The sequence below is a fragment of the Acinetobacter indicus genome (assembly GCF_009914475.1).
Lineage (GTDB): Bacteria > Pseudomonadota > Gammaproteobacteria > Pseudomonadales > Moraxellaceae > Acinetobacter > Acinetobacter indicus.
Genome location: NZ_CP045198.1, coordinates 365,801 through 386,914 on the forward strand (window position 1 = coordinate 365,801; position 21,114 = coordinate 386,914).

The 21,114-nt window shown below is 47.0% G+C and carries 19 protein-coding genes and 1 tRNA gene; 8 read left to right on the forward strand and 12 right to left on the reverse strand.

What is annotated here, in order from left to right; all coding sequences use genetic code 11:
• Positions 1–138 precede the first annotated feature (138 nt).
• Positions 139–633, forward strand: a complete 495-nt coding sequence (gene greB, locus GA693_RS02230; RefSeq protein WP_005176376.1) for a transcription elongation factor GreB — start codon at positions 139–141, stop codon at positions 631–633.
• Between the two features lie 90 nt (positions 634–723).
• Positions 724–813 (forward strand) — tRNA-Ser (locus tag GA693_RS02235).
• A gap of 287 nt (positions 814–1,100) precedes the next feature.
• On the opposite strand, the gene GA693_RS02240 is transcribed toward GA693_RS02235, so the two are convergent.
• The 6 genes from GA693_RS02240 to GA693_RS02265 all read right to left on the reverse strand — a co-directional run bounded on the left by GA693_RS02240 (position 1,101) and on the right by GA693_RS02265 (position 8,071).
• Complete coding sequence (locus GA693_RS02240; RefSeq protein WP_160241809.1) at positions 1,101–1,502, reverse strand: Lrp/AsnC family transcriptional regulator; 402 nt, start codon at positions 1,500–1,502, stop codon at positions 1,101–1,103.
• A 290-nt stretch (positions 1,503–1,792) separates the two neighbouring features.
• The gene (locus tag GA693_RS02245) at positions 1,793–3,421 is read right to left on the reverse strand and encodes an ABC transporter permease (protein WP_160241510.1); all 1,629 of its coding nucleotides are present in this window, start codon (positions 3,419–3,421) and stop codon (positions 1,793–1,795) included.
• An 80-nt stretch (positions 3,422–3,501) separates the two neighbouring features.
• Positions 3,502–4,515, reverse strand: a complete 1,014-nt coding sequence (locus tag GA693_RS02250; RefSeq protein WP_016659966.1) for an extracellular solute-binding protein — start codon at positions 4,513–4,515, stop codon at positions 3,502–3,504.
• A 24-nt stretch (positions 4,516–4,539) separates the two neighbouring features.
• On the reverse strand, positions 4,540–5,658 hold the full coding sequence (locus tag GA693_RS02255) for an ABC transporter ATP-binding protein (protein ID WP_160241509.1): 1,119 nt from the start codon (positions 5,656–5,658) through the stop codon (positions 4,540–4,542).
• A gap of 312 nt (positions 5,659–5,970) precedes the next feature.
• Positions 5,971–6,663 carry a pirin family protein gene (locus GA693_RS02260; RefSeq protein WP_160241508.1) on the reverse strand — a complete coding sequence of 231 codons (693 nt, stop codon included), beginning with the start codon at positions 6,661–6,663 and terminating at the stop codon, positions 5,971–5,973.
• Positions 6,664–6,832: 169 nt separating this feature from the next.
• Entirely contained in the window at positions 6,833–8,071 is a 1,239-nt protein-coding gene (locus GA693_RS02265; protein ID WP_005176462.1) for a L,D-transpeptidase family protein, read from the reverse strand.
• A 204-nt stretch (positions 8,072–8,275) separates the two neighbouring features.
• Here GA693_RS02265 and hemE point away from each other — a divergent pair, with 204 nt between their 5' ends.
• The 5 genes from hemE (at position 8,276) to GA693_RS02290 (ending at position 14,263) form a co-directional block, all read left to right on the forward strand.
• Positions 8,276–9,346: a uroporphyrinogen decarboxylase gene (gene hemE, locus GA693_RS02270; protein ID WP_005176463.1), complete on the forward strand. Its 1,071-nt coding sequence runs from the start codon at positions 8,276–8,278 to the stop codon at positions 9,344–9,346.
• Between the two features lie 28 nt (positions 9,347–9,374).
• Positions 9,375–10,199, forward strand: a complete 825-nt coding sequence (locus GA693_RS02275) for a DUF817 family protein (RefSeq protein ID WP_005176465.1) — start codon at positions 9,375–9,377, stop codon at positions 10,197–10,199.
• A 123-nt stretch (positions 10,200–10,322) separates the two neighbouring features.
• Positions 10,323–10,793, forward strand: coding sequence for a DUF3015 family protein (locus GA693_RS02280; protein ID WP_005176467.1), 471 nt, complete (start codon positions 10,323–10,325; stop codon positions 10,791–10,793).
• Between the two features lie 76 nt (positions 10,794–10,869).
• Positions 10,870–12,768 carry an Lnb N-terminal periplasmic domain-containing protein gene (locus GA693_RS02285; RefSeq protein ID WP_160241507.1) on the forward strand — a complete coding sequence of 633 codons (1,899 nt, stop codon included), beginning with the start codon at positions 10,870–10,872 and terminating at the stop codon, positions 12,766–12,768.
• Between the two features lie 133 nt (positions 12,769–12,901).
• Positions 12,902–14,263 carry a diguanylate cyclase gene (locus tag GA693_RS02290; RefSeq protein ID WP_156188869.1) on the forward strand — a complete coding sequence of 454 codons (1,362 nt, stop codon included), beginning with the start codon at positions 12,902–12,904 and terminating at the stop codon, positions 14,261–14,263.
• Between the two features lie 111 nt (positions 14,264–14,374).
• Here the strand turns inward: GA693_RS02290 and GA693_RS02295 are convergent, their stop codons facing one another.
• The 6 genes from GA693_RS02295 to GA693_RS02320 form a co-directional block, all read right to left on the reverse strand.
• Positions 14,375–14,731 carry a cupin domain-containing protein gene (locus tag GA693_RS02295; protein ID WP_160241506.1) on the reverse strand — a complete coding sequence of 119 codons (357 nt, stop codon included), beginning with the start codon at positions 14,729–14,731 and terminating at the stop codon, positions 14,375–14,377.
• Positions 14,732–14,827: 96 nt separating this feature from the next.
• Positions 14,828–15,376, reverse strand: a complete 549-nt coding sequence (gene folE, locus GA693_RS02300) for a GTP cyclohydrolase I FolE (RefSeq protein WP_005176473.1) — start codon at positions 15,374–15,376, stop codon at positions 14,828–14,830.
• A gap of 93 nt (positions 15,377–15,469) precedes the next feature.
• Positions 15,470–16,153 (reverse strand): Smr/MutS family protein, encoded by a 684-nt coding sequence (locus GA693_RS02305; RefSeq protein WP_005176474.1) that lies wholly within the window; start codon positions 16,151–16,153, stop codon positions 15,470–15,472.
• A gap of 206 nt (positions 16,154–16,359) precedes the next feature.
• Positions 16,360–17,166 (reverse strand): indole-3-glycerol phosphate synthase TrpC, encoded by an 807-nt coding sequence (gene trpC / locus GA693_RS02310; RefSeq protein WP_005176475.1) that lies wholly within the window; start codon positions 17,164–17,166, stop codon positions 16,360–16,362.
• A gap of 17 nt (positions 17,167–17,183) precedes the next feature.
• Positions 17,184–18,230: an anthranilate phosphoribosyltransferase gene (trpD, locus tag GA693_RS02315; protein ID WP_160241505.1), complete on the reverse strand. Its 1,047-nt coding sequence runs from the start codon at positions 18,228–18,230 to the stop codon at positions 17,184–17,186.
• 19 nt (positions 18,231–18,249) lie between these two features.
• Positions 18,250–18,834, reverse strand: a complete 585-nt coding sequence (locus GA693_RS02320; protein ID WP_005176479.1) for an anthranilate synthase component II — start codon at positions 18,832–18,834, stop codon at positions 18,250–18,252.
• Positions 18,835–19,643: 809 nt separating this feature from the next.
• On the opposite strand from GA693_RS02320, the gene glnA reads away from it, so the two are divergent.
• Positions 19,644–21,059, forward strand: coding sequence for a type I glutamate--ammonia ligase (glnA, locus tag GA693_RS02325; RefSeq protein ID WP_171301053.1), 1,416 nt, complete (start codon positions 19,644–19,646; stop codon positions 21,057–21,059).
• Positions 21,060–21,114: the final 55 nt, after the last annotated feature.

Genomic DNA, 21,114 nt, shown 5'->3' on the forward strand with positions numbered 1-21,114 from the left:
TAAAAAAATAAAAAACTGTTTCATAAGTAAATGATTCTATTTAGGAAAAATATTTTATAAACTTTAAAAGTGGAGTAATTGGGGAGAAGGCAGCAGTTTTTGGTAAGCTACAGGCATATTTTTCTGCTGTTAAAGGCCATGAAATCGAGCTTAATTACCCGTGGTGGACATGACAAACTGGTCGCGGAACTTCAGCATTTGTGGCATGAAGAACGCCCTGAAATTACCAAAAAAGTGAACTGGGCGGCCAGTCTCGGCGATCGTTCGGAGAACGCCGATTACCAATATAACAAGCAGCTGCTGCGCAAGATTGACCGTCGGGTACGTTACCTCGGCAAGCGGCTGGAAGAGCTGCGAATTATTGATTTTTCACCTGAACAGGAGGGCAAGGTCTATTTTGGCGCTTGGGTCGATATTGAAAATGATGATGGCGAGCAGAAAACCCTAAGAATTGTCGGGGTTGATGAAATTTATGATCATCATCCACAACATATTTCAATTGACTCGCCAATGGCGCGCGCCTTGCTGGGCAAAAGTGTGGATGATGAAGCAGTAGTGCAGACGCCATCAGGTGCAAAACACTGGTATATTGTCGACATTCGCTATGAAAAGTTTGAAAATTCAGCAAATTAAACGATTTTGATTTTATTTTGTACAGTCGGTTGCGAAAACCTGGAAAAATATTTGCCAAGTTAAAATTTTCTTTATATGATAGCCGCCATTGGAAGCGTGGCAGAGTGGTTTAATGCACCGGTCTTGAAAACCGACGAGGGTGTGAGTCCTCCGTGAGTTCGAATCTCACCGCTTCCGCCAAATTCAAAAAGCCCTGACATTGTCAGGGCTTTTTTTATTGCGCTCCGTTTTATTTTTATATTCTTTATATGGAGCTGATTTGTTTTAAAGAGGAGAGCTAAACATATTTTATAGGTATTATATAAATACCTTTAAGATATATTATTTTGCTTCGAATATCTAAAAATAAAAATCCATAAAATATGAAAAACGAATATTTATATAGATTGCTTTTCTATAAAATAATCATCGATAATCTTTCACCTGTCGCAATGTATATGCGATAGATGAAGATTAAAATCAATTATTTAAATTTTATAGGTTGACAGTAATATATTGGTTTCACTGTTATAAATCCCTGAAATACTTCTGATCCGACTTAAAATTAAATCAAAATTCACCAAATTGTCGGACTGGATTTCTACCAGTAAATCCCATTTGCCATTCGTCGTATGTAAGGTCTGAATAGCCGGATCGAGACGTAGCTCCTTGATGACGGCCTGTGCCTTGTTGCCTTCCACCATAATACTCATCCAGGCCTGAATAAGCTGCGGATTCAGGTTCGGTTTAATGCGTACCGTATAGCCGGTAATGATGCTAGTCGCTTCCATGTACTCGATTCGCTTTTGAACCGTGGCCCAGGAATTTCGGGTTTTCTGCGCAATTTCTGTAATTGAGATACGTGCATTTTCTCTTAACAATCCAAGTATTTTATTGTCCGTTTTATTTTTTTAAACGGATGAATAATTGGTTTTTAATTCTTGATTCTTAGTTATTATTGAATAATAAAAAAAATAATTGGATTTAAGGATAATATTCTAAGCACTATCTGCCTAAACTATTTCTGAATAAAATTCTTTATCCCAAGCTTATTAAAAATCAAAAGTGTATCTCTATTTTATAAGGCTATTCTCTTTAAACGATTTTCACTATAAAAAGAGAGAAGGCTAAACTTGCACTCAATGTTGAAGCAGAGTTTAGCCAGTTCATCTAGTTCAGATTAACGTACAGTTTTCCCCAACCGTGCCAGTAAAATCACTGGAATCAGTCCGACCAGAACAATCAATAAGGCTGCAATTGCGCCTTCTTCATAGGTACCACGTGAGGCTTCGGCATATAACTGCGTGGCCAGGGTTTCCATATTCAGCGGACGTAGCAACAATGTGGCCGGCAGCTCTTTCATACAATCCACAAAAATCAGTAAGGCTGCTGAAATCAGTGCAGGACGTAATAAAGGCAAATGGATACGGGTCAGAATCCCGCCTTTGCTCTGGCCCAGATTACGTGCGGCATCATCAAAAACGCCATGAATCCGGTTATACCCCGATTCAATCCCGCCAATTGAAATGGCTAGAAAGCGTACCGCATAGGCGTAAATTAAGGTGAAACTGGTGCCTAAAAACAGCAGGCCGGTATCCAGACCAAGCTGGAATTCCAGAAAATCCGCTACGGCGTGATCAATCGCGCCCAAAGACAGCATCAGGCCAATGGCCAGTACGGTGCCCGGAATGGCATAGCCCAAACTGGCAACCCGGCTTAGCCAGCTGCTTCGGCTAAACCGTGCGGTACTCACAATCATAAAGCCAATCAGCATGGTCACAAAAGTGGCAATACTGGCTAAGGTAAGCGTATTGATTGAGGCTTGCAGCAGATATTCAGAGAAACCGGCATATTGTAAACGCTGATAAGATTCAACCAGTAAATGACTGATCGGAATTAGAAAACCAATAATCACCGGAATCAGCCCTAGGCCGAATAGCAGCCAGGCTTTGGCGCCGGTCACTGGCTGGGCGGGCATCAGCCGGCTACGCTGGGCCGAGTTCATATAGCGCTGTTTGCGTCGCCCCAGCCGCTCTACCAGTACCAGCAGGCTAATGATCAGCAACATAAAAATTGCAATCTGGGCGGCACTGGCCAGATCGGACTGGTTGGTCCAGGTCGAATAAATTGACAGGGTCAGGGTTTTAATGCCCAGAAATTCGGTGGCACCAATATCATTGATGGTTTCCATCAGGGCCAGACTGGCACCAACCGCAATGGCCGGGCGAGCCAGCGGAATCGCAACCCGGAAAAATACCTGTTCCGGTTTTAATCCCAGACTGCGCGCTACTTCAATCAGGCTGGCTGACTGCATCAGGAACATGGCACGGGTGCTTAAATAGACATAGGGATACAGCACAAAACTAAGCAGAAAAATCGCGCCCCAGAGCGAGCGGATATTCGGAAACCAGAGCTGCTGCATTTCTAGCTGAAGCCAGTCCCGCAGCAGGGTCTGCACAGGACCAATCGGATGCAAAATATCAATATAGCTATAGGCAATAATATAGGTCGGTACGGCCAAGGGCAGTAACAGTGCCCAGTCCAGAAAACCACGGCCACGGAATTGATAGGCCGTGACCAGCCAGGCACTGCCGGTACCAATCAGAATCGTCAGAATCCCGACACCAAACAGCAACAGGCCGGTTTCAATCAGGGTGGGAGGAATCACATATTGCAGCAGATGGTCCCAAATCTCGCTATTGCCCTGTAAGGCCGTCCAGAGCAAAGCCAGCACAGGCAGACAGGCCAGCAGGGTAAACAGGCCACTGAGTGAAAAAAGTGTAGTTACAGGAGATTTTTTCTGGGTCATCGGGGGATCAACAGGCTGGACATGGACACAAGACTGATAGCACGAGCAGCAGTCTGCCCGCGCTATCTGATGATTCAGGTTTAGTGATTAAACTGGACTTTATCAACCAGCAGATTGGCTGCCTTACGATGGCGAGCAATCTCACTTAAACGCAGTGAATCAATATCTAACTTGCCGAAACTGGCGATAATCGGATCAATCTTCACGCCTGGTTTGACCGGATATTCATAACCACTTTGTGCATACATGGCCTGGGCCTGATCTGAGGCCAGGAACTCCAGTAACTGTACCGCTTCTTTGCGGTTTGGCGCATGTTTGGCTACAACTGCACCAGAGACATTGACATGGGTGCCGCCATTTTTAAAGCGCGGTAACACCACATTAATGGCATTGCCCCAGCGCTGCTGTTCAGCATTGCCATTGCGCATGGTGCCCACATAATAGGTATTGGCCACACCAATATCACAGATTTTACCCAGAATATCGCGCGCCACATCGCGGTCACCGCCACTGGCTGGACGCGCCAGATTGGCTTTAACGCCGCGTAACCAGGTTTCTGCCGCTTTTTCACCATGATGGGCAATATAGGCGGCAATTAACGCGGTATTGTAGGGATGGCTACCCGAACGGATACAGATTTTACCTTTCCATTGCGGATTGGCCAGATCTTCATAATGAATGGCGTTCAGCGGCGTACGTTCTTTGGAGGCATAGACTGCACGGGCACGCATTGACAGGGCATACCAGTGGCCATTGGCTGCACGTAAATTGGCCGGAATGGCATTATTTAATACTTTGGAATTCACGCGCTGGGTGAGGTCCGCTTCGACCAGATCCACCAGATTGCCAAAATCGACGGTCAGCATCACATCGGCCGGTGAACGGCGTCCTTCAGCTTTCACTCGCTCCAGCAGACCATCTTTAATAAATACGGTATTGACCTTAATGCCGCTGCTTTCGGTAAATTCTTTCAATAAGGGCTGAATCAGCACCGGTTCACGCGTGGTATACAGGTTTACCTGCGCGGCTTGCGCCAGACCGCTCAGCGCCAGCAGGCCGCTGGCCAGCAGTGGAATTTTGATTGTTACTTTCATCGTTTTTCATTCCTTATTGTCAATTTAAAAAGCGTTGGCCACTTCAGCCGTGGTGGTTGTATGGGCTTTCGGCTGTGAATCTTGAGCGAAGAAAAAACACTGCTGCAGATCGAGGCGCACATAAACCTGTTCCTGATAAGCGGTCTGTGCCGGGCTGACCTGCGCCAGAATAATAGTCTCGGGGTCCAGTTGCAGGCGTAACTGTTCGGCATGGCCCATAAAGCTGGAGGACAGCACCGTCGCCGGGATTGCGCCGGCTGTCGGCTGGCTAAACACCTGCACCTGATGTGGACGGAAACAGCAGCGGATTGGCTCTTGGTGCTGCACCAGCGCTTCACTGATGGGATGTGTGCCAAAACAGGTCTGTAACTGCTGCGCGACACGCTGCGCCGGAATTTCATTCAGGGCAGAAAAATAACGGGCGGCAAATAAGGTGGCTGGCTGTCGGTATAGGGCTTTCGGCGTACCGATCTGAATAATTTCGCCCTGATGCATCAAAATAATCTGATCGGCAATTTGCAGCGCCTCTTCCGGATCATGGGTGACAATGACTGTAGTGGTGCCAGTCTGCTTCAGAATTTCGATGGTATTTTGCCGGATCTGGTCGCGCAGGCGATGATCGAGATTGGAAAAAGGTTCATCCATCAAAAGCACCTGCGGTTTAGGTGCCAGGGCACGGGCCAGGGCCACGCGCTGCTGCTCGCCACCAGACAGGGTATAGGGATAACTGTGCAGATGATGCTGCATCGAAACATGCTGTAGCGCCTGTTCGGCCACCGCCTGACGCTGTGCTTTGGGCAGTTTTTTCAGGCCAAACATGACATTGTCCAGTACGCTTAAATGCGGAAACAGGGCATAGTCCTGAAACACCAGGCCAATATTGCGCGCTTCGGCTGGAATCTGCTGCTGTTCGTTCCACAGGATTTGCTGTTCAAGCTGGATTGAGCCACTGCTTGGGGTTTCTAATCCGGCAATCAGACGTAACATGGTGGTTTTGCCACAGCCCGAATGGCCCAGCAGGCAGATAATTTGTCCGCGCTGTGCAGACCAGCTGGCCTGATGCACCGCAAAACGAGAGCCGAATTGTTTGCTCAGTTGCCGAATGGTCAAGACATTGGCCTGAGCTGCAGTATAAGCATTCATGGTCAATTCACAGGATGATTTTTATGCAGTTATTATAACTGAGAATTTTTCTCATGTAGAGTATTTTTACCAATGAGAATGTAAATAGTTTCAGTTTTTTCTGGTTTTATCGGATTGCAGGCAATCGGCCGATTTTCTTCAGTTTATTTTCAGAGAGAGGGTTTTTTATTTGTTGTAACGCGTTCAGCTTAAACAGGCTGTTCACACTCAGGTAAAAGTCAATCAAGGCCAGTTTTAAGATATAAAAATAGCCGCTCGATGGAACGGCTATTGGGCCAAAATCATTATGACCCATGGGAGAGAAAAATTGGCTTATTTGCCCGGTAAGTCAAACCAGATCATCTGGCTTTCTTCGATTGCCTGAATATCCGCATGTTCCGCGAATAACAGTGCATCACCAGCTTTAACCGTATGTTCACCAATCTGCACTTCACCACGAATCACATGCACATAGTTGAGCTGCTGGGTCGCCTGTACGTTTAGGCTTTGGCCGGCTTCAAGTACCGCGGTTTTCACTTCAGCCTGCTGGCGAATATGCATTGGAGCCTGTTCGTTCGGGCCAACAATCAGGTGCCATTGGTTCGGCTGTTCACGTGGGTCGAGTTTAATTTGCTGATAATTTGGCTCTGCATCACGCACATTTGGATGAATCCAGATTTGCAGCATATGCACTGGTACATCGCCCTGGTTGATTTCACTGTGCTGAACCCCGGTTCCGGCGCTCATCAGCTGCCATTCACCCGCACTGATATGCCGTTCATTGCCCATGCTGTCTTTATGTGAAATGGTGCCATCCAGTACACAGGTTAAAATTTCCATGTTGTCATGCGGATGGGTACCAAAACCATTGTGGGCAGCAATCCGGTCATCATTAATCACACGAAGCACACTCACACCCATGTATTTCGGGTTGTACCAGCTGCCAAATGAAAAGCTGTGTTTGGTGTCTAACCAGCCGGCTTTAACATGACCACGTTCTTCACTACGATGTAAGTAGGCGTTCATCAGATAATCCTCTAATTCTTTTTGAGCTTGAGGCTATCTTAGTGTTTTACCTGGTGCCTGTTCTAGGCATGGAATGCAACATATCGTTCCAGATTCGCAACGTCATAGATTCAAACCTCCGTAATCAAAAAAGCCTGCATCGGCAGGCTTTTTATGGGGTATAAGCAGATTATTCGAGGAATTTAACCGTAACCCCTGAACGGACTTTACGGCCCAGGTCGTTGGCATCCCAGTTGGTCAGACGGATACAGCCATGCGAATAGGATTTAGAAATCATCGACGGGTTTGGCGTACCGTGAATACCAAAGGATTTTTTGCTCAGACCAATCCAGATATTCCCCACTGGACCGTTTGGACCTGGTGGTAAGGACAGTGGCTTCATGTTTTTGCCCTGGATAAAGTTACTTGGCGAGTAGCTGTACCACGGGTTTGGTGCCACACCAGTCACTTTATAAGTCCCGGTTGGTGAAGGGGTGTTGGTATTACCAATACTGGCCGGGAATGATGCGATCATCTGGTTGCGGCTGTTAAATAGATACAGCTGTTTAGCGCCTTTGTGCGCCACAATCAGGTGGATATCTTCTGGCAGGTCATTACGCACATTGGCCACAATCAGTTTTTGACCGGCTTTGTTAAAGTTGGCATTTGGATTGAGCTTTTTCAGGAAGTTCTCATCCATATGAAACTTTTCACCCAGCATTTCAGTGACGCTGGTATAGTGCAGGCCTTTCATTTTGGCTTGCAGTGCATAATCGCCCGGAATTGATTTCACATACGGACCTTTCAGGTCATCTTCAGTAATGGTGTATTCCACGAAAGCCGGTTTTGAACCCTGACGGGCAATTAAAGCATCCCAGGTTTCCTGCGTCAGCACACCAGTCGGTTTAATCCCGTTCATCTGCTGGAAAGAGGCAATCGCTTTCAGGGTATTTTTACCGCTGGTTCCATCAATCGCACCCGGAGAAGCATGAGCATTATTGAGCATCACATGCGCGCGCGCATAGACCGGGAACTGGCCTTTGCCAATATTTTCATACCAGCTGGCATTGTTCAGGCCATCTAAAGTCCAGGAGGCTTTGGCTGGCGCTGTGTTGGCTGAAGTTGTTGCAGGCGCAGCAGTTGTCGGTGCGCTGCCGATATCAGCCTGGGTATCTTCGGCATTTTGCAGGTCTTCTAGGGTCGCTGAAGCCTTGTTTAAATCTTGTTCTTCTTGTTGCGTAATTTGCGTTTCAACTTCTGAAGGTACGACTGCCGCTGATGCGTCTGTTGCAAGCGGATCAATCGGATCTTCAACCGCTGTATCGCTAATCAATTGAGGATTCAACGGCTGTTCAGCAGTGGTTGCAGCCAGGGCTGTACCAGCAAACATGCAACTTAAACTCATGGCGAGTACTGTGCGAACGAACATGTAAGTCAACCTTAAGAATTATTCATTTACATTTTAAAAACTACACAAGTATTACAGAAAAAATGAGGAGATGCAGTATCTGTTTTGTGTAAATATCACTTTTATCTTTTACAGTCCGGCATTTTTAAAGGACTAAAGAAGTTATTAAAATTTCTGCCTTTTTGATATGATGGATGCAAGATTCAGTCGAAGTTAGGAAAGTAAATGACGGCCTTAAAAAATGATCGTTTTCTACGTGCCTTGTTGCGTGAACCCGTAGATACCACGCCGGTATGGATGATGCGTCAAGCAGGACGTTATCTGCCTGAGTATCGTGAAACCCGTGCCAAGGCCGGAGATTTTCTTTCCTTGTGCAAAAATACCGAATTTGCCTGTGAAGTGACCTTACAGCCTTTGCGCCGTTATGAGCTGGATGCAGCCATTCTATTCTCCGATATTTTAACCGTACCGGATGCTTTGGGCTTAGGTTTGTACTTTGAAGCTGGTGAAGGTCCGAAGTTTCATAAAACCGTGCGTACCGAGCAGGATGTCGCCAATCTGCCGAATTTTAATGCCAAGTCAGATCTGGACTATGTCATGAATGCGGTGTCGACCATTCGTTCGGCTCTGGGCGGACAGGTGCCGTTAATTGGTTTTTCTGGCAGTCCGTGGACGCTGGCGACTTATATGGTTGAAGGTGGTTCAAGCAAGGATTTCCGCTTTACCAAGCAGATGATGTATGCCCAGCCGGAAGTGCTGCATGCCTTGCTCGACCGTCTGGCAGTCGCCGTGATTGACTATTTGAATGCGCAAATTGATGCTGGCGCACAAGCGGTACAGATTTTTGACAGCTGGGGCGGGGCACTGGCGCATCGTGAATATATCGAGTTCTCGCTGAACTATATGCAAAAGATTGTAGCGGGTCTGCAACGTGAAAAAGATGGCCGTAAAATTCCGGTCATTCTATTTACCAAAGGCGGCGGTCAATGGCTGGAGCCAATGGTGGCCACCGGTGCCGATGCCTTTGGTCTGGACTGGACCACGCCATTAAATGTGGCGCGCCAAACCGTGAATGGCCGTGCTGCCTTACAGGGCAACCTGGATCCAGCCACGTTATATGGAAGCCCGGACTCAATTGCCAAGGCGACCAAAGCCATGCTGGATGATGCCTATGCGCATGGTGAAAAAACTGGCTATATTGCCAACCTTGGACATGGCATTACCCAATGGGTGGATCCGGCCAATCCGAAAGTCTTTATTGATACGGTGCATGAATACAGTGCCAAGTACCTTTAAGAAGATGCAACAATATTAGGATTCAGCCTTGATCACAATTTTAAAATCAGGTTTTGAATTCGCTTATAAGGCAGCTTCGGCTGCCTTATTTGGAATTTTATTGCTGATTGCTTTTGCTTTTACCGCCAGTCTGGGTAGCCAGGACTATTACGGTTTTTTCCGTTATGACTATTTGCTGTTTTATGCGGTCCTTATCCAGATTTTACTGTTGTATCTCAAGCTGGAATCCTGGGCCGAGGCCAAAGTCATTGCGCTGTTTCATCTGCTGGCGATGATTATGGAAATTTTTCTGACCCATCCGGCGATTGCGTCCTGGCAGTATCCGCAGCCGGCCGTATTTAAAATTATGACCGTGCCGCTGTTTGCCGGGTTTATGTATTCGGCTGTCGGCAGTTTCTTTGCCCGGTCCTTGCGTTTGTATCGGGTATCTTTTACTCGCTTGCCGGGTTTTGCCAATATGCTGAGTCTGGCGGTGCTGTCTTATATTAATTTTATGAGCAAGTTTTTTGTGCCGGATATCCGCTATGTGCTGTTTGCCTGGAGCGTACTGATATTCTGGAAAACCCGTATCCAGTTTGAATTGCAGCATCACCGGATGCAGCTGCCGATGTTACCGGTCTTGTTGTTACTGGCCTTTATTATCTGGATTGCAGAAAATATCAGCACCTTTTACCAGATCTGGCTGTATCCAAGTCAGGTCGACAGCTGGCATATGGTTGGCTGGGGCAAGTTGGGGTCCTGGTATCTGCTGTTATTGCTGAGTCTGGTGCTGGTCTTGAAAATTCTGGGTGATCGTCAGCCAAATGGCATCTGGCAACTGAAACCTGCGCACTTAAAGGATACAGAAAAATAATTTTTCCACTTTGGTATAAAGTGTTTTGTGTTCGCTGGCGGATGCGTTATCTTTAAACAGTGTAATAAAAATTACACATTGTGAAACAATAACAAACTCAGATAATAAATTCTGGAGACTTTTATGTTAAAAAAATTAGCTTTGGCAGCAGTATTGGCAGCAGGTTCAACAGCAGCATTTGCAGACGCTGATGCCGGCTGTGGTATTGGTTCTCAAGTTTGGGCAGGTCAGTCTGGTAAAGTGCCTAAAATTTTAGCTGCTACAACCAATGGTATTTTTGCAAACCAGTTGTTCGGTATTACCTTCGGTACTTTAGGCTGTAGCGGTACTGGTACTGTAACTGCGCAAGTGGTGACATTTACCAATGAAAATGCCGAAACGCTGGCGCGTGATATGGCTGTAGGCGAGGGTGAAAGCCTGAACGTACTGGCTGAATTACTGAGCATTAAAGCAGAAGACAAAGCACGTTTCTTTGCAGTGACCAAACAAAACTTCTCTGAAATTTATTCAGCTGACAACCAGACTTCTGTTGAAGTGCTGGCTTCTTTACAGTCAGTGATGGCACAAGACGACATCTTAAAAGCCTACGTCTAATTAAGCATCCCATAAAACCCTGTCTTCTGGCAGGGTTTTTCTCTATATAAGAACCGAATAAGAATTGATCTGCTGAATGAAACCTCTTGCTTTTGTATGTGCTGCTTTGTTATCTCCTGTGGCGTATGCCGCGACGTCTTCTCCTGAATCTTCAACGCCGGCACAGTTGTATATCCAGCGTGCTGAACAGCAGCAACTGGCACAGCAAAATACCTGGCAACGCTTAATGTATGCCAATACTTCCGGGCAGAGTACTGTCAGCTATGCCGGCTATTTTTTAACAGAGGCCAAAACACCCGATTTAAATCAGGAATTACAGGCGCATATTGCAGCGCTGTTTCAGCAGGCCGAGCCAAATCAATCGGTACAATGCCGTTTTCCGGCACGTAGCCGCTGGCTGGTGCAACAACTGAATATTCCACAGACGGAACTGGCTGCCGTGGCCTGTCCGGAACTGGATGAATGGATTGGCCAGATTCGTCCATACAAAACCACTTTAATTTATGCCACCGATTTTATGGGCAATCCCAGCTCCATGTTCGGGCATACCTTGCTGCGACTGGACCCGAAAGATCAGCAGGAACTGAACCTGATTTCCTATGCGGTAAATTATGCGGCCACAGTGCCGGGTGAGCAAAGCTGGTCCTATGCCTGGAAAGGTCTGACCGGACAGTATCCGGGTGAATATTCCCTCATGCCGTATTACCGCAAGGTTAAGGAATATGGTGATCTGGAAAGCCGCGATTTATGGGAATACGAGCTGGATTTAAGCCCGGATGAAACCCGTTTTCTGGTGGAACATATCTGGGAAATGAAGCACGTCAGCTTTCCCTATTATTTTGTCAGTGATAACTGTGCCTATCGTTTATTGGGCCTGATTGATCTGGTCCGTCCAGAGCTGAATTTACAGCAACAGTTTAAAGTGGCGTCGATTCCAGTTGAAACCATCAAGGCGCTGGCAGATTCAGATCTGGTCAAAGACACCGTGTATCGCCCGGCGCTAGAAACCCAGTTACTGGATCAAGCCCGCCAGCATGGTACAGACCTGGCGCAAGCTGCACATCAGCTGGCTTTTGCCGAATCTGCCGATTTAAATACGTTATTACAGTCTTATACCGCATTAGAGCAGGCCAAAATACTGGAAATGGCCTACGATGATCTGTACCTGCAGTTTTTAGCCCGCAAGGTCGAAACCGGTTTTGCCCAGCCACGTTTACGCCAATTACTCAGCCTGCGAAGCCAGCTTCAGGTCGACAAGCAGCGCCGCGCGCCGGACGTCCCAAACGTTGATCCAAGCCAGGGCCATCATGCGCGTAACCTGACGCTAAGTACCGGTGAAGTACAGGGACAGTCCTTTATCGAACTGGGGCATCGGCAAGCCTATCATGATCTGCTCGATCCGCAAGGTGGTTTTCGTACCGGGACTCAATTGCTATTTTTACAGGGTGCGCTGCAATATCGGGATGAAACCCTAAAACTGAGTCAGCTCGATGTGCTGGCGGTGAACTCCTATAACCCGATTACGCCGTTTAAAACACCATTGTCCTGGGGTTTTAATCTGGGCTGGACCCAGGAAGCGCTCGATCAGCATGGTCAGTTCAGCACTAAGGAACAGCATGGCGTGGCCAATTTACAGGTCCAGATGGGCTATAGCTGGGCCAGTGCCGACCGCGAGCATATTTGCTATGCCCAGCTACAAAACCATCTACAGGCCGGTAAAGCACTGGATCGTGGCTGGCGCGTGGGTGTTGGGCCAACAGTGGGCTGCCAGAATATCTGGAGTCCGCAGCTGAATAGCGTGCTGCAAGTAGAATTACCGTATTGGGAAGATACCCAGCAATGGAATTTGAGACTGCACAGCCAGCTGCAATATGTGCTGAATCCGCAGCATGCGATTCGTCTGGGCTGGGAATATCAGCAGCAGGATCAACAGGACTGGCATCAGACCAGTCTTGGTTATGCCTGGTTCTTTTAAGCTGAAGTCGTGAAGTCAGGCTTGAAAATCCAGATTGTTATTAAGTGAATATTCATTTAATTCACAAAAGAATTGTCTTATGTGACAGCTGCGTTAAAATCTGCGCTGTAATTCATCTGTGTGAGCCGGTTGTATGAACCAAGAGCGTATAGAGGAACTTGCAGCGCAGTGGCAGGCGATTTGCGGGCAATTTTCTGAAACCGATTTAAGCTATAGCTTCGAGTTCATTCAACAGCATGTCACGGTGCTGGTGGCCGAATTTTATCGACAGATGATGCAGGAGCAGGAAGCCTCTTATTTCCTGTCCGATGAACTGGTGCGTAGCCGCCTGAAAAATGCCTTGCAGCAATGGCTGCTGGACAGTTTTGCAGTTCCGTTCAAGCAGGATTTTAAAGCCATTGTCGCCAAGCAGCTGAAAGTTGGGGAAGTGCATGCGCGTATTGGCGTTCCCTCCTGGCTGATTATTCGCGGCATCCGCGAAATCCAGCGCAAAAGTTTTGCCTTTTTTCTGCAAACCCCGCAGGCCGATGTACTGGCTGCTGCCGATTATATGACCCAGGTGCTGAGCCTGGCCGCGGAAATTATGTGCCGCACTTATGAGGCCAAGGTGGAAATTCATAATGATATGAAACACACCTACCGCCTGTTTTCTGCCATGCAGGATGTGGCCGTGCAAAAAGACCGCCAGCGCGGTTGTCTGCTGGACTGGGAAAATGAGCTGATGTTTAAAGCCTTTTCTGACCAGTCACAGCTGTTTCATCCGCCACTCTCCAAATCTGAATTTGGCCTGTGGTTCATTCATAAAGCAGCCTATGCTTTTGCCAGCGCCGAGCAGGTCGAGTTTATTATCCAGCGGATTTATCAGGTGGATCAGTTGAACCAGCAGCTGCTGGACACTTCCGATCAGCAGCAGATGCTGTTACTGATTCAGCAGATTCGCTGTAAAAACCGCGAAATCCAGCATCTGGTCGATCAGCTGTTTCAGGTGGCGGAATATATCGGCACGGGCAATGATTCGCTGACCCAGCTGTTAAACCGGCGTTATTTAAATACCATCCTGATTCGTGAAATCCAGTTCTCGCGCAAAAACCGCTCACCTTTAAGTCTACTGGCGATTGATGCCGATTTCTTTAAAGAGATTAATGACCGCTATGGCCATGCCGCCGGTGATCTGGCCTTGCAGTTTATGGCCGAAGTGCTGCTGGAATCGAGCAAGGGCAGTGATTATGCTTTCCGGGTTGGTGGGGAAGAGTTTTTATTGCTGCTGGTCGATAGTGACTGGAACCGGGCCCAGATGATTGCCGAAACCATCCGTCGCCGGGTTGAAGATACCCCAATCCGTTCTGCTGAAGGTGAGAGTTTTAAATTTACCGTGAGTATTGGCGCAGTGCAGTATGATGGCCATCCGGATTATCAGCGTTTTCTGGATGCCGCAGATGCAGCCTTATATAGCGCCAAAAATGCCGGACGTAATCAGGTCTATCTGGCCAAATAAGCCTTTTAAGTCTCATCCCGGCATGAAAAAACGCCCAAAACTGTCGGGCGTTTTTTATATCAAAGCAGCAAGATAAAACCAGCCAAAACATCAAAAAGCTCAAGCGGTATTTTAGGCCTCAACCACCACATAATATTTTTTCACTGCTGCAACCACTTCAAAGGTACCGACAAAACCCGGTGGAATAATTCCGGCCTGACCGGCGGTAACTTCAATATATTGTCCGTGCTGGTCATGAATACGCACCACGCCTTCAATCACATTAAAGAATTCCTGTTTATTGTCAGCAAAGACAATATTCCAGGCGCCGACTTCGCACTGCCAGATGCCACAGCTCATATTGGGATGTTCATAGGCACTATAGGTATCACGTTTGGGATTGACTTTGACCAAACGATCCGGACGCGGGAAGTCGACACTGCATTCACTTTGGGTCAGGCCCTGACCGGCTAAATAAATTGAAGACATTTGCATTCCTTAAAATAATAGGGAAACCAGCGGTAGTATAAGAAACAGGACATAAAAAAGCCCCAACAGATGTCGAGGCTCCAGCATTATTTAGGTTTAGTAACTTTCAGGTACGGCACTTAAAAATTCACGGCGTGCATCTTTATCAGTTTTAAAGTCACCAATAAATGACACGGTACGTGTGGTCGATTCCTGCTTGCCAACACCACGCATCATCATGCACATGTGTGCAGAGTCAATCACTACCGCAACACCGCGGGCTTTGGTCACTTCAGCCACGGCTTCTGCAATCTGCTGGGTCAGGTTTTCCTGAATCTGTAAACGGCGCGCAAACATTTCAGTAATACGGGCAAATTTAGACAGTCCCAAAACATTGCCTTCCGGTAAATAGGCAATATGCACACGGCCATAAAATGGCAGCAGGTGATGCTCGCATAGCGAATAGAATTCGATATTTTTGACCAGCACCATTTCACGGTTATCAGACGGGAACACGGCGTTGTTGGTCACTTCAGCCAACGTCTGGCTATAACCCGAGGTTAAATACGAAAATGCTTTAGCAGCACGCATAGGCGTATCTTTGAGACCAGGGCGATTTAAATCTTCACCAACGGCAGTAAGAATGTTTGCGTAGGATTGCTGCATAGACATAAGACGTGTTCACTTACACTGATATTGAACAAGGACGGCATTGTAGCAGAAAACCGCAACAATGCCTGCTTTTGAGGAAAAATCCGCTTATTGTTTAAACTTTGGATTCTTTTCTGCACGTTTTAGCAGAACCAGCACCGCACCGGTGCCGCCCTGTTTTTCCGGCGCACTGACAAAGGCCAGAACATCGCGATGCTGACGTAACCAGCCATTGACATAGGTTTTTAAAATGGCTTCCGGGCCTTTCCCATGCACAATTTTAATCACGTTCTGATTTTCATCTTTGGCCATCTGAATAATTTGCAGCACGGCCACCCGGGCTTCTTCCACGGTACAGCCATGCAGGTCGACCGCTTCAAACCAGCGCAAATTGCCAGCTTTTAAATCTTCAAACACCTTATGCTGCAAGGTGGCAATGCGGTAGCTTAAACTGGCCTGACTGCCCACCGGATTAAGCATGGCTTGCGTGTCCGACAAAATGGTCTCATCAGTTTGCATGGGGCCTTCGGCGGCTGCGCGTTTAGCCAGGGTCTGGGCATCCAGCTTTTTCTTGGCCGGTTGGGCCACTGGCGCGATATTGCCATGATCCATTTTCTGGACCCCACGCATTTCTTTTTGAAACAGCTCAAAATCTTCGGCCTGTTCCTGTTCGGCAGTTTTGATGGCCGGCGCTGCTGGCTCTACGCGCGGATGCGGATTACTGATCTGCTTTTTAAAGTCTTTGAGTAATTTAAACTGTTCTTTCGATAGCGAAGAATCGTGTTTGCTCATAATCGAAAATAGGAGGATAAAATTTCAATCCAGTATAGTCTGAATTACGCCTGATTTGAACTGAAACGGATTCAGCTTGGCGCTGCATCTGGCTTGAAATGAGAGATGTTAAGATGGGGCGATATAGGAAGATGACCGCCCTATGAAAGTAGGGCAGTGCAATCGCACAGTTCAGGATAAACCTGCCTCCTGAACTGCACCAAGACTTAGACCTTTTGCGGCGTACCAAACAGCTCGCTAAAGGCCTGATCCGGACACGGTTGTTTCATAAAGCTTTCACCGACCAGGAAGGCATGAATGTCATGCTCCTGCATCATCTTGACATCTGCCGGGGTGGCAATACCGCTTTCGGTTACCAGTAAACGTGCTGGATCGAGTAATTTTTTCAGACGCAATGAGGTGTTTAAATCCACATCAAAGGTTTTTAAATTACGGTTGTTCACGCCAAGCAGACAGCGATCACTTAAACGCAAAGCGCGTTCCAGCTCTTCTTCGTCATGCACCTCAACCAGTACATCCAGATTGTGTTCAAATGCGGTTTTCGACATTTCTTCCAGTTGCTGGTCTGACAGGCAGGCTACAATCAGCAAGATACAGTCGGCATGTAGCGCACGAGCTTCAACCACACCATAAGGATCAATCAGGAAGTCTTTCCGCAGTGCAGGCAGGCTGCAATGGTTGCGGGCCAGCGCGATATTTTCATCAGCGCCCTGGAAAAAATCGACATCGGTCAGTACAGACAGACAGGCAGCACCGGCAGCTTCATATTGCTGGGCAATTTCAGCCGGATTAAAGTTTTCACGAATAATCCCTTTAGATGGCGAGGCCTTTTTTATTTCTGCAATCACGCCCGGACGTTTGCTTTTCAAGCTTTGGGCAAAACCGCGCACCGGTGTGGCGGCCTGGGCCAGTTGTTCCAGATCATTCAGACTGCGCTGTTTCAGACGTGCAGCAAACTCTTCCTGTTTGCGATCAACAATTTTACCTAAAATGGTATTTGCGATATCCACCATGATTTTATCCTGCCGTCTTAAGCTTCGTACTGTTTTAAGGTTTTGGTAAATTCGGCCAGTACGCCCATTTTTTCCAGTGCCTGACCGCCATAAATAATGTCATGCGCCAGTGCCACACCCTGTTGATAGGTTTTGGTCAGACCAGACACATAAATCCCGGCGCCGGCATTCAGGGCAATCATGTTGGCCGCTTTTTCACCGCGTTCAGATTTATTTTTGCCAAGTGCATCTTTAATCAGGGCCAGACTTTCTGCCGAATTTTCCACCACCAGACCGGTGAGGGTTTGCGATTCAATGCCCACTTCTTCTGGAGTAATGGTCCATTCGGTGATTTCCCCATTTTTCAGTTCTGCTACGGTCGTGGCAGATGCCAGACTGATTTCATCCAGACCATCACGTGAATGCACCACCAGCACGTGTTCAGCACCCAGCTGGTTCATCACTTCAGCAATCGGGCGGCAGAGTTCGCTGGAGAATACGCCAATCACAAAACGTTTAACTCCGGCCGGATTCGTAAGCGGGCCGAGCAGGTTAAAAATACTGCGAATACCCAGTTCTTTACGTGGGCCAACTGCATATTTCATGGCTTTATGATGGTTCGGCGCAAACAGGAAACCTACGCCCATATCGCGGATACAGCGTTCAGTTTGCTGCATGTTCAGGTCAAGGTTAATTCCGGCCTGTTCCAGCAGGTCAGAGGAACCTGATTTGGTCGATACGCCGCGGTTACCATGTTTGGCAATGGTGGCGCCAGCGGCTGCAATCACAAAGCTGGAGGCCGTCGATACGTTAAACAGGTTCTGGCCATCACCGCCGGTACCGACAATATCGACCAGATACGGAATATCGCTAACGTCAATTTTAATCGCGAACTCACGCATCACGCGCGCGGCTGCGGTAATTTCATCAATACTTTCACCTTTCAGGCGCAGGCCCATCATCAGGGCACCAATTTGTGCATCGGTGGCTTCGCCCGACATGATGGCACGCATCACATCTTCCATTTGTGGCTGAGTCAGGTGAATCTGTTTTGTAATATGATTTAAAGCTTGTTGAATATTCATGGTGTTCACTTTGTTCAAATTAGGCATAAATTTCTAAAAAGTTCTGGAAGATTTTGTGGCCATGCTGGCTCAAAATGGATTCCGGGTGGAACTGCACGCCTTCAACCGGCAATGTCTTATGTTTCACGCCCATAATTTCTTCCATGGAACCATCGGCTTCATTGGTCCAGCAGGTGACTTCCAGACATTCTGGTAAGGTCGCCTGATCAATCACCAGCGAGTGGTAACGGGTCGCAGAAAACGGGCAGGGCAAATTGCTGAAAATTCCCTGATCGCTGTGATACATATCCGATAAACGGCCGTGCATCACTTTTTTGGCCCGTACAATGTTGCCGCCAAAGGCCTGACCAATACTCTGATGGCCCAGACATACGCCCAATAACGGGATTTTGCCGGCAAAATGCTGAATCGCTGGAATGGAAATGCCTGCTTCAGATGGTGAGCACGGACCGGGACCAATCACCAAATACTTCGGTTGCCATCGCTCAATATCTTCTAATGTGACGCTGTCATTGCGAACGACTTTAACTTCTTGATTTAACTCGCCAAAATACTGGACGATGTTGTAAGTAAAGCTGTCGTAATTATCGATCATCAAAAGCATGAGCTTAACCTGTCAAAATTTATGCACCTGACTGTGCTTGAAGAATTCCCTGAAATGCCTGGTTTTCCAAAGTGGAGGGAGGTCACAACACGGCTATTTTTCGAGCGAAAAAATGCGGGGAAAACGCAGTGCAAATCATCATAGCAAAAAATAAACATGTGCGGCTGAACATTTTCAAGCAGAATAGCTTTTATACAGATGAAATCTTTTAAGTTTATGGCTGAGCTGCATTCAGCTTGTGGCTTTTACGTGTCCGCTGTGATGTTGACCCCTCTTGCTGCCAAACCCCTAAAATGATGCATAATGACGCAGATTCACCAAAATGGCGCATTTTAAAATGGGCATAAAAATTTAGCTGAGCACGACTTGCGAAAAGCGCACAGAAAAGCACTTGAAGAAAAAATAAGCAGAAATAAATGAAAATCTGATTTTTACTGGAAAAAAGAGTTTTTATCTATAAATCACTCAATTAATCCAGTCTGAAATTCATTAGAAAAATTGCATGAAGCGCGAAATTGGCGAAATAAACAGCAGTATTATTAAGCTGTGTTAAAATGAAACCTGATTATTTGCACTATTTTGATACACACGAGAAATCTTTTGCAGGAAAAATCGCAAAGAGTGCTTGAATATGGTGCATTTCAGTATAGCCCTAGTATAATAGGCACAAAGCAAAATCCCTAAATCTTAATTTCTCATAAGAAATTCAATATTTTAACTTTGCTTTTAAAAGTTGGTACGGTAATTGCTTAATAACTGCCAACTACTAACACGCACTTGGGTGTGCAACAAAATATCATTGGAGCAAAATGAGCATGGCGAACAAGGTCCTTCAACTCATACAAGAAAGTGGTGCAAAATGGGTCGATTTCCGCTTTACTGATACTAAGGGTAAAGAGCAGCACGTAACTTACCCTGCAGACAGTATCGATGAAGATACCTTCGAAGACGGTAAAATGTTTGATGGTTCTTCAATTGCTGGTTGGAAAGGCATTGAAGCATCTGACATGATTTTACGTCCAGACGCTGAAACTGGTTTCATCGACCCATTCTTTGCGGAACCAACAGTTGTCGTGACTTGTGATGTCATCGAACCATCTACAGGTCAGGGTTATGAACGTGACCCACGCTCGATTGCTCGCCGTGCAGAAGATTACTTAAAGTCTACCGGTATTGGTGATACTGCATTCTTTGGCCCAGAACCAGAATTCTTCGTATTTGACGAAGTGAAATGGGACATCGATATGTCTGGCGCACGTCACACTTTAATTGCTGAAGAAGCGGCTTGGTCTACAGGTAAAGACTACGAGTCTGGTAACTCTGGCCACCGTCCACGCGTTAAAGGCGGTTACTTCCCGGTTCCTCCAGTTGATTCTCACCACGATATGCGTGCAGATATGTGTGCAAAAATCGAAGAGATCATGGGCCCAGGTCGTGTAGAAGTACATCACCACGAAGTTGCATCTTGCCAGTTAGAGATTGGTGTGAGCTTCAACACCATGGTGCGTAAAGCTGACGAAGTGCAACAGTTCAAATATGCGGTGTGGAACGTAGCGCACCAATACGCGAAAACTGCGACGTTTATGCCTAAACCAATGGTAGGCGATAACGGTTCAGGTATGCACGTGCATATGTCGATTTCTAAAGACGGCAAAAACCTGTTCGCGGGTGATGAATACGCTGGTCTGTCTGAAATGGCACTGTACTTCATTGGCGGTATCATCAAGCATGCCCGTTCATTGAATGCGATTACTAACCCTTCGACTAACTCGTACAAGCGTCTGGTTCCGCACTTCGAAGCACCGATTATGCTGGCTTACTCAGCGCGTAACCGTTCTGCTTCTATCCGTATTCCTTACGTGTCTAGCCCGAAAGGCAAACGTATTGAAGCACGTTTCCCAGATCCAATGATGAACCCGTACTTAGGTTTCGCGGCACTGTTAATGGCGGGTATTGACGGTATCCAGAACAAGATTCACCCAGGTGAAGCTGCGGACAAGAACCTGTACGATCTTCCACCGGAAGAAGAAGCAAAAATTCCAACCGTTGCTCACAGCCTTGAAATGGCGCTGGAAGCACTGGCCGCTGACCATGACTACCTGTTAAAAGGTAGCGTGTTTACAAAAGAAATGCTCGATGCTTATATCGAGCTGAAAACTGAAGAAGTTCGTCGTCTGAACACGACTACTCACCCAGTTGAATTAGACATGTACTACAGCCTGTAATTTGACCTCAGATTCATGCTCAGAAAATCCGCGCTTGTCGCGGATTTTTTTATGG

What these genes read in the sequence shown, in the direction of transcription:
- greB (WP_005176376.1), top strand. Translation starts at nt 139, where the DNA reads ATGAAATCGAGCTTAATTACCCGTGGTGGACATGACAAACTGGTCGCG.
- GA693_RS02245 (WP_160241510.1), bottom strand. Translation starts at nt 3,421, where the DNA reads ATGACCCAGAAAAAATCTCCTGTAACTACACTTTTTTCACTCAGTGGC.
- GA693_RS02250 (WP_016659966.1), bottom strand. Translation starts at nt 4,515, where the DNA reads ATGAAAGTAACAATCAAAATTCCACTGCTGGCCAGCGGCCTGCTGGCG.
- GA693_RS02255 (WP_160241509.1), bottom strand. Translation starts at nt 5,658, where the DNA reads ATGAATGCTTATACTGCAGCTCAGGCCAATGTCTTGACCATTCGGCAA.
- GA693_RS02260 (WP_160241508.1), bottom strand. Translation starts at nt 6,663, where the DNA reads ATGAACGCCTACTTACATCGTAGTGAAGAACGTGGTCATGTTAAAGCC.
- GA693_RS02265 (WP_005176462.1), bottom strand. Translation starts at nt 8,071, where the DNA reads ATGTTCGTTCGCACAGTACTCGCCATGAGTTTAAGTTGCATGTTTGCT.
- hemE (WP_005176463.1), top strand. Translation starts at nt 8,276, where the DNA reads ATGACGGCCTTAAAAAATGATCGTTTTCTACGTGCCTTGTTGCGTGAA.
- GA693_RS02280 (WP_005176467.1), top strand. Translation starts at nt 10,323, where the DNA reads ATGTTAAAAAAATTAGCTTTGGCAGCAGTATTGGCAGCAGGTTCAACA.
- GA693_RS02285 (WP_160241507.1), top strand. Translation starts at nt 10,870, where the DNA reads ATGAAACCTCTTGCTTTTGTATGTGCTGCTTTGTTATCTCCTGTGGCG.
- GA693_RS02290 (WP_156188869.1), top strand. Translation starts at nt 12,902, where the DNA reads ATGAACCAAGAGCGTATAGAGGAACTTGCAGCGCAGTGGCAGGCGATT.
- GA693_RS02295 (WP_160241506.1), bottom strand. Translation starts at nt 14,731, where the DNA reads ATGTCTTCAATTTATTTAGCCGGTCAGGGCCTGACCCAAAGTGAATGC.
- folE (WP_005176473.1), bottom strand. Translation starts at nt 15,376, where the DNA reads ATGCAGCAATCCTACGCAAACATTCTTACTGCCGTTGGTGAAGATTTA.
- GA693_RS02305 (WP_005176474.1), bottom strand. Translation starts at nt 16,153, where the DNA reads ATGAGCAAACACGATTCTTCGCTATCGAAAGAACAGTTTAAATTACTC.
- trpC (WP_005176475.1), bottom strand. Translation starts at nt 17,166, where the DNA reads ATGGTGGATATCGCAAATACCATTTTAGGTAAAATTGTTGATCGCAAA.
- trpD (WP_160241505.1), bottom strand. Translation starts at nt 18,230, where the DNA reads ATGAATATTCAACAAGCTTTAAATCATATTACAAAACAGATTCACCTG.
- GA693_RS02320 (WP_005176479.1), bottom strand. Translation starts at nt 18,834, where the DNA reads ATGCTTTTGATGATCGATAATTACGACAGCTTTACTTACAACATCGTC.
- glnA (WP_171301053.1), top strand. Translation starts at nt 19,644, where the DNA reads ATGAGCATGGCGAACAAGGTCCTTCAACTCATACAAGAAAGTGGTGCA.